Genomic DNA, 1409 nt, shown 5'->3' on the forward strand with positions numbered 1-1409 from the left:
GGCGTGCGCAGGTCGTGCGACAGCGCCGCGAGCAGCGAATTGCGCAGCCGCTCGGATTCCATCTGCACCGTCGCGTGCTGCGCGACCTCGATGTAGTGCACCCGCTCCAGCGCCATCGCCGCCAGCGCGGCGAAGGTCTCCAGCTGGCGGCGCTGCTCCGGCACCAGCAGCAGGCGCGGCTGCTGCGGCTGCACCGCCAGCACGCCGCGCGAGCGCATCGTCGCCTTCAGCGGCAGGTAGAGCCAGGCGCTGCCGGGCAGCGTGTCGGTGCCGAGCCCGGCCGGCTGGTGGTGGTCGAGCACCCACTGCGCGGTGCCCTGGTCGAGCCCGGCGGCGAACGGCTGCGGCGGTTGCAGCCGCTCGTCGAGGTCGAGCCCGAAGACGGCGACGCCGGCGCGGAACTCGCGCGCGATGACGGCTTGCGCCACCTCGACCGCGTGCTCCCGCGTCAGCGTGTTCGACAGGTCGCGGGCGGCCTCGAAGAGCGCGCGCGAGCGGGCCTCGCGGTGCGTCGCGACGCGCGCCTGGAAGCGCAGGCCGGCGGTCAGCTGCCCGGTCACCAGCCCGACGATCAGCATGATCGCGAAGGTCAGCAGGTATTGCGCGTCGGACACCGCGAACGACAGCCGCGGCACGACGAAGAAGTAGTCGAAGGCCGCGACGTTGACGAACGCCGCCAGCACCGCCGGGCCGCGCCCCAGCCCGACCGCGACGCAGACCACCGACAGCAGGAACACCATCACGATGTTCGCGAGGTCGAAGTACGGCACCAGCCCGTGCGTGACCAGCGCGGTCACGGCGCAGGCGGCCGCGGCCAGCGCGTAGCGGCGCAGCGGCGACACCACGCTTCCTTCGGTTTCGGGCTGCGCCGCCGGCGCGGCCGATGGCCGGCCGCGCGGTGCGGCGCCGAGCTCGATGCGGTCGATGTCCGGCGCGAGGCGCGCCACCGCCTGGCCCGTGCCGCGCCCCGGCCACCACCAGCGCGGGTCGCCCGAACCCATCACCAGCTTCGACAGGTTGTGCTGCCGCGCATGCGCGACCAGCACCTCGGCGACATCCTGGCCCGACAGCACCGCGCTGCGCGCGCCCAGCGCCTGGGCCAGCTTGACGGCCTGCAGGATGCCCTCGCGGCGCGCGCCGGGCAGCCGCTGCAGGGCCGGCGTCTCGACATAGACGGCATGCCAGCTGACGGCCAGCTGCTGCGCCAGCCGCGCGGTGCTGCGCACCACCTGCTCGGCGCCCGGCTGCGGGCCGATGCAGCACAGCAGCGCGCCCTCGGTCTTCCAGACCTGTGCGATCGCGCGGTCGCTGCGGTAGGCCTGCACGTCGTCCTCGACGCGATCGGCGGTGCGGCGCAGCGCCAGCTCGCGCAGCGCCATCAGGTTGCCCTTGCGGAAGAAGTTCTTCGC

At 74.2% G+C, this 1409-nt stretch carries 1 protein-coding gene; it reads right to left on the reverse strand.

Annotated features, from left to right (window positions below; translation table 11 throughout):
• The coding region (locus tag AC1D01_RS34580; RefSeq protein WP_477874015.1) for a DUF4118 domain-containing protein at nucleotides 1-1409 on the reverse strand (1409 nt) is incomplete at both ends.

It is taken from the genome of Rhizobacter sp. P3_B12 (genome assembly GCF_056402895.1).